6 protein-coding genes are annotated in these 6,180 nt (G+C 71.2%); 1 reads left to right on the plus strand and 5 read right to left on the minus strand.

What is annotated here, in order from left to right; all coding sequences use genetic code 11:
• Positions 1 to 239: 239 nt before the first annotated feature.
• The gene (locus ABZ924_RS37865) at positions 240 to 1,742 is read left to right on the plus strand and encodes a hypothetical protein (RefSeq protein WP_361920178.1); all 1,503 of its coding nucleotides are present in this window, start codon (positions 240 to 242) and stop codon (positions 1,740 to 1,742) included.
• 168 nt (positions 1,743 to 1,910) lie between these two features.
• Here ABZ924_RS37865 and ABZ924_RS37870 read toward each other — a convergent pair whose 3' ends face one another.
• From ABZ924_RS37870 to ABZ924_RS37890, 5 genes are all read right to left on the minus strand, one after another.
• Positions 1,911 to 2,585: a histone-like nucleoid-structuring protein Lsr2 gene (locus tag ABZ924_RS37870; protein WP_361920180.1), complete on the minus strand. Its 675-nt coding sequence runs from the start codon at positions 2,583 to 2,585 to the stop codon at positions 1,911 to 1,913.
• 649 nt (positions 2,586 to 3,234) lie between these two features.
• Entirely contained in the window at positions 3,235 to 3,528 is a 294-nt protein-coding gene (locus ABZ924_RS37875; RefSeq protein ID WP_361920182.1) for a hypothetical protein, read from the minus strand.
• A gap of 781 nt (positions 3,529 to 4,309) precedes the next feature.
• Positions 4,310 to 4,705 (minus strand): DUF2267 domain-containing protein, encoded by a 396-nt coding sequence (locus ABZ924_RS37880; RefSeq protein WP_361920184.1) that lies wholly within the window; start codon positions 4,703 to 4,705, stop codon positions 4,310 to 4,312.
• 93 nt (positions 4,706 to 4,798) lie between these two features.
• Positions 4,799 to 5,221, minus strand: coding sequence for an Hsp20/alpha crystallin family protein (locus ABZ924_RS37885; protein ID WP_361920188.1), 423 nt, complete (start codon positions 5,219 to 5,221; stop codon positions 4,799 to 4,801).
• A gap of 308 nt (positions 5,222 to 5,529) precedes the next feature.
• The coding region (locus ABZ924_RS37890; protein WP_361920186.1) for an Hsp70 family protein at positions 5,530 to 6,180 on the minus strand (651 nt) is incomplete at its 5' end.

Consider the following 6,180-nt stretch of genomic DNA (forward strand, 5'->3'; position numbering starts at 1 on the left):
GTCGTGGCGGCCCGGCCGGGGCCGCCACCGCGTACAGCCGCAGCCTAGGCCGCGGGTCCGCGCCGCACATGAGCCCGGCGTCGGAGCCGCACCAGGCAGGCGTACGACCACAGGAGGAGACCCGTACCACCCGCGGTCGCAGGCCGGCTGCCGGTCCGGGGTGCCCGGTTGCCACTCCGGTCGCACCGCGGCCCGCCCTGGTTGCCACCCCTGTTGCAGTCGGCGGCGACCCGGGGCCGATGTGGCGGCGCGGGCCCGGCGCCGAGCATGGCCGGGTGATCGAAACCATCCCGGGGCTGTCCCTCTCCCTTCCGGAAGTCCTCGTCCTGCTGGGCGCCGTCGTGCTGCTGGTGGCGCGCTGGCTCCCCCCGGCCGCCCGCCGGGCTGGCACCGCCGCGGCCGGGGCGGTCCTCGTACCGTCGGCGACCGTGCTGGGCATCATGGGGGTCCGCTGGCAGATGCTGCCGGTCCTGGCCGGCGCCGCCGTCGCCTCGGCGTTCGCGCTCCCACCCATGCTGCGGAGCCGTACCGGCCGACCGGCGCGGCGGGCCCGCTGGTGGCTGGCCCTGCCGGGATCGCTGGCCTGCGCCGGCCTGATCGCCACCGGCACGGTGGCCGCCTGGGCCTTCCCCGTGCCCGTCTTCCCCGAGCCGACGGGCGGCTTCGCGGTCGGCACCCGGGTGGTGCAGTGGACCGACCCGCTCCGCCCCGAGAGCTTCACCGCCGATCCGGACGACCGGCGCACAGTCGTGGTCCAGCTCTGGTACCCGGCGCAGAAGAGCCCTGCGGGCGTCCCTCGGGCCCAGTACCTGGGACGTACGGAGGACGAGGCGCGGACCGTCTCCGAGGCCCTCGCCGACGGGGTCGGCCTGCCCGGTTTCCTGGTCGACGGCGTCCCGAGGGCCCGCAGCCGCGCGGTCGTCGACGCCCCGGTGGCCGGCGGGGGAGAGCGGTTCCCGGTCGTCCTCTTCTCCCCGGGGTCGGGCGGGGTGCGTTCGCAGAACACCGCCTGGGCGGAGGAGTTGGCCAGCCACGGCTACCTGGTCGCCGCCCTCGACCACCCGTACGACTCCACCGTCGTCGCCCTCGCCGACGGCCGCACGATCCGCGCCACCACCGCCTCCTCCGGGGACCGCGACAGGGACGAGGAGCTGGCCGCCGGCTGGACCGCCGTCCGGGCCGCCGACCTCGGCTTCGTCCTCACCCAGCTGGAGCGACTGGACCGCGGTGAGACCACCGACCCGCTGACCGGACGCCTGGACACCGGCCGCGCCGCGGTGGCCGGCCACTCCCTGGGCGGAGCCGCCGCCCTGCAGGCGGCCCGGCAGGACCGCCGGTTCGACGCCGTCATCGACCTGGACGGCTACCCCCACGGCCCCACTACGCCCGCCCTCGAGCAGCCGGCGCTCGCGCTCACCCAGGAGATCACCGCGGGCACGGACCCGCGCTACCTGCCCCGGCTCACCGATGCCCTCGAACACAACACCGCGCGGAGCTACCGGCTGACCGTCCCCGGCGCCGCGCACCTCACCTTCACGGACGCCCCGCTCTACCTGCCGCCGGTGCCCTCGATCGTCGGCACCCTGGGCCGTACGAAGAGCCCGCGCGTCGTCGCCGCGGCCACCCTCGCCTTTCTGGACGCCACCCTGCGAGGCCGCCCCGGCGACCCGGCCGACGCTCTCCGGACCTACGGCACCGTCTCATCATCAGGGGCTCGGGGAACTGCGACGCCGGCCCCGTGATCGTCCTTACGCGTGTGGGTCGGCCATCCACGGGGGCGGCCTCGCAGTTCCCCGAGCCAGGCACTGGTCAGCGGTTGCGAGCCGAGGGCCGGTGAGCGGCCGCCGGCCCTCGGCGTGCGGCCCTTGGTGGTGCCGTTGCGGTTGAGCCGCAGAGCCCGGCCGATGTGTTCAGGCCTTGTGGGCGTCTTCCCATGCCTGCCGGATGTTGGGAGGGATTCGGCCGCGTGGGGGGACTTGGTATCCGTTGGCCTGGGCCCAGGTGCGGATGGCGTTGGTGTCGGTGGGGGTTTGGTCCCGGGTGGGCTCGGGCTTCCAGAGGACGGGGTGGGATGGGGTGAAACGAGGTGGGTGCTGGGTCAGGCTGTGCGGGAAGTGAGGGACGTGGGTGTGGCCGGTGAGTATGGAGGTGAGGAAGCCGGTCAGGTTGCCGTCGTAGTCGAACCAGCCCGGTCCGCGGGCTTCGTTGACGGTGATCCGCCAGCGGTCGGGTTGGTCGGCCGGTTCGGTGATCCAGAAGAGGTACTCGCCGTTGTCGGTGGAGCCGATTGCGAACAGCGCGTCGGGGTCGTGGGGCACGGGGAGCCGGCCTTGACGTGCCTGCTGGTGCAGCTGGCCGCGGATGCGTGCGGGCATGGGGCCGGTCAGGTTGACGTATTCGGTGACGCCGTGGGGGTGGAACACCCCGAGGTAGTTGTTGAACCGGCCAGGTCCGTACGTTTCGGCGAGCTGTTTGTAGTCGGCGGGCAGCGGCATGCCCAGCGTGGCCTCCACGGGCTCCCAGCGGATGGCTGTCGGGCTACCGGAGGGCGGGCACAGGCAGGTGAGGGCGCTGATGTCGGTCATCGGATTCCTCGGTGGCGTCGGTGCTGCTGGGTTGCGTGGTCGGGGCTGGCGAAGTCGGTGTCCAAATGGGACCCGTTGGAGCCATCGGCCTGCATGGAGACGCGCGAGGGGGGCATCCGTCATCTCCCGGTAGCATCCTCGTCGACGTTCGGCCACGCCACCCCGATCACGTCCAGCAGAGTGTCCGTCCAGTCAGGCAACGCGACAGCCACGCGACCCACCCCCCCTGGTGAAAACCGATCAAAAGATCTACCAGCTAACGGGACAGATGGGTAACTCGCCGCGCGAATACGGGCAGGACGCCGCCCGCGCCGCACCACAACCCCGGCGGGGCCGCGGTGGCCGCAGCGGCCGTCGTCGCTGAACCGGTTCGACGTCATGGCACCCATGGGTTTCCCTTGGTGAGAGGTTGGGCGGAAGGACGGGAGCCTGTGGTCGCACCGGCTCGGGCAGGGGCTTGGAGGGCGTGGACGTCAGAGACTCCTGGCGTCGTCCGGGGCGCGGGGGTATGGCCAGGCCCCTGGACGCGGCCTGGCGGCGGAACCGGCGATGCGCCCGCAACCACCTGGGTTACGGGGGCATCGTTGTTGCAGCGGGCCGCCGGCTTCGCGGGTGTCCTGACCCGCCGCGCCGTGACCAAGCGTGTCGGTCAGCTGGTGACGACGTTGTGCGCTGGGATGATCTGCGGCTCGCCGTCAGTATGTCCCAGATCGGCGAGGATCGGCTGGAGGATCTTCGAGAAGTTCTCGAGTGCCTCCTCGGACTCCCACACGTCGATGACTCGCCACCCGCCGTCGACCGGACCGGCCACGTGGGAAATCAGTCCGGGGGCCGGAATGTCGGCGAGCGAAGTGAACTCGCCGCCGTCGGTGAGGCGGCTGATGCAGGCATCGTAGAGCTCCTGCCCGACGCCCGGAATCTCGATTGTGACGATGATGGCCATGTCGTCCCCACTGCTCGCTCACTGTGCGCGGCGACCGCTGCCGGTCGAGGCGCGATGCCCCTCGTGCCTACCCTCCGTCTGCGCATCGATGCATCGCGGGGGCCTGGGGGGAGGGCGCTCAGGCGCGCGGGGGGTCTTGCGCCTGTAACCCATTGACCACGGTGTACGCCGCCAGACCCCGGCCATGCTGGGGCCGCCACACTGCGCTGGCGCGTCACCCACCGACTGGCCCCCGGTATCTCACTGCTTTGGTCGGCGCTGCCGCGCCGCCGCTGACTTCTCCAGTTGTCCTTGACCGCGATGCCGGCTTGTCGGGCCAAGGCGGGGGCGAGGTCGAACAGCTGGGCCGTGCTGATCGTGGCGCCTTTGAGGGACTCGATGCCCGAGGCGATGTCGACTGCGGTGGCGTCGCGGAGGTCGACCCTGTTCATGACGGCCCGGTCGATGCGTACCCGTTCCAGGGTGGTGCCGGGGAAGGTGACGTCGGTCCGTTGTGGAGGCGCGAGGCGTTCAGCGCGCCCGCGCTGCCGGTCGGTGAGTGGACGAGGTGGAGAACATGATCCACGCCCTGCGGGGCGGGCGCTCCGTGTGCAGCCCGTGCCAACGCGCGCCGATCGGCGTTGCCGAGGCGCTCCACCCGCAAGGGGGTTGTGGGGCCACAGCGACTACTCGATCAGGGTCCAGCCGTGACCGGCCGAGAGGGGGCCGAGAGGGGCGCTCCGTGGCCCGGCCCCGCCTGAGGTGGGGCCGGGTGCGCTTCTGGAGGGTTCGCGCGTGCTGGTCAGCCTCCTTGAGGGCGACCGAAGAGAAGGTCGTACCCCGCGGGGAGCTGAAGCAGGATCTGGTTCATCAGGTCGTCGCCGGCGACGTCGGCGACGACGCTGAGCACGGCGCTGACGTCCCAGGTCGCAGTCTTCTCGGTAGCGCCCTCGATCCAGGCCGCTGTCGCCCGGATGAACCGCTCCGGCGACAGCGGTTCGTGTGACTGAAGCGGGTTGAGCAGGACCAGCGCGAGCGTCTCGGGGAGATGGGCAGCCAGTTCGTTCCGCACGTCGCCCACCAGGTGTGCGCCCAGTAGTGCGAGCACGACGCGGGAGGATCGTTCCGCCTCTTCCGTCGTGGCGTATTCTCCGCGCTCTTGGACTGCGGCCAGAAACGCGTCCCACTTCATGCGCATGACCTTCCTCCTGACCAAACGGGCGGCCGCCGCAGCGAGGGGCTACCGCGCGGGCGGCAGCCCCGTCTCCGGCTCCTGACCGCCACTGCGGGTTCAGCTGCTGATCTGCTTGCGCGCGTCGCCGCCGCCGATCGTGATCTTGCGGGGCTTGGCCTGGTCGGCGACCGGGATCCGCAGCCGCAGGACGCCGGCCTCGTAGGCGGCGTCGATTCGTTCGGTGTCCAGGGTCTCCCCAAGGAAGAGCTGGCGGCTGAAATTCCCTGCTGGCCGTTCGGCGATCAGGACCTCGCTGTCCTCGTCGGCGCTCGGGTGCCGTTCGGCCCTGACCGTCAGGACGTTGCGCTCGACGTCGAGGTCGATCGACTCCGGGTCCACGCCGGGCAGGTCCAGCTCGACGACGAAGGTGTCGCCACTGCGGTAGGCGTCCATCGGCATGGCCGCCGGCCGCGCAGCGGTGCCCAGCACCTGCTGGGTGAGGCGGTCCAGCTCACGGAAGGGGTCGGTTCGCATGAGCATCATCGGTCACTCCTTTCGCAAAGCGGGATGCACATGTCGACGACAATTCCTATATAGCTCGCCGCAGCAAACTTGACAAGCCTTGGCTCAAGATTCATCAACGGGCCTGGTCGGACCCCATACGGAAAAGCGCCGCCTGCAACGCGCACGCCCTCCGGGCCGCCCTGCTGGGTGGTAGTTCCGCTGCTCCATGGCTGGCCGGCCATGCGGTGAAACCGTTGCCGGGCCGGGCAGCCGCACCGGCCCGATGCAATCGTGTCAAGAGCCGATCCGGCGGGCGGATGGCCCCGCCCGCCGGGCTCAGGTGTTCAGGCGGCGCTTCGGCCGGTCCGGTCGTCGTCGACGATCTCGGCGTCGACCACCTCGTCCTCCGGGGATGCCTGCCCGCCCTCGGCAGGTCCGGACGTGGCCTGGGTGCTCTGCTGTGCGTACAGGGCCTGGCCGAGTCGCTGGCTGACCTGGGCGAGGTTGTCGGCGCCGGCGCGGATCGCGGCCGTGTCCTCGCCCTTGAGCTTGTCGCGCAGTTCGGCGATCGCGCCCTGGACGTCGTTGCGCACGTCGGCGGGGACCTTGTCCTGGTTGTCGGTGAGGATCTTCTCCGTCGAGTAGACGAGCTGTTCGGCCTGGTTGCGGGTCTCGGCGGCCTCCTTGCGGCGGCGGTCCTCCTCTGCGTGCTGCTCGGCCTCGCGGACCATCCGGTCGATGTCCTGCTTGGGCAGCGACGAGCCGCCGGTGACGGTCATCTTCTGCTCCTTGCCCGTGCCGAGGTCCTTCGCGGTGACGTGCATGATGCCGTTGGCGTCGATGTCGAAGGTCACCTCGATCTGCGGCAGTCCGCGCGGCGCCGGGGCGATGCCGGTGAGTTCGAACATGCCGAGCTTCTTGTTGTACGCCGCGATCTCGCGCTCGCCCTGGTAGACCTGGATCTGCACGGACGGCTGGTTGTCCTCGGCCGTGGT

The sequence above is a fragment of the Streptomyces sp. NPDC046876 genome (genome assembly GCF_040645035.1).
In the GTDB taxonomy this organism is placed as follows: domain Bacteria; phylum Actinomycetota; class Actinomycetes; order Streptomycetales; family Streptomycetaceae; genus Streptomyces.

Bases quoted from the DNA above. Each gene is read 5' to 3' on its own strand.
- ABZ924_RS37865 (WP_361920178.1), top strand. From the start codon at position 240: ATGTGGCGGCGCGGGCCCGGCGCCGAGCATGGCCGGGTGATCGAAACC.
- ABZ924_RS37870 (WP_361920180.1), bottom strand. From the start codon at position 2,585: ATGACCGACATCAGCGCCCTCACCTGCCTGTGCCCGCCCTCCGGTAGC.
- ABZ924_RS37875 (WP_361920182.1), bottom strand. From the start codon at position 3,528: ATGGCCATCATCGTCACAATCGAGATTCCGGGCGTCGGGCAGGAGCTC.
- ABZ924_RS37880 (WP_361920184.1), bottom strand. From the start codon at position 4,705: ATGCGCATGAAGTGGGACGCGTTTCTGGCCGCAGTCCAAGAGCGCGGA.
- ABZ924_RS37885 (WP_361920188.1), bottom strand. From the start codon at position 5,221: ATGCTCATGCGAACCGACCCCTTCCGTGAGCTGGACCGCCTCACCCAG.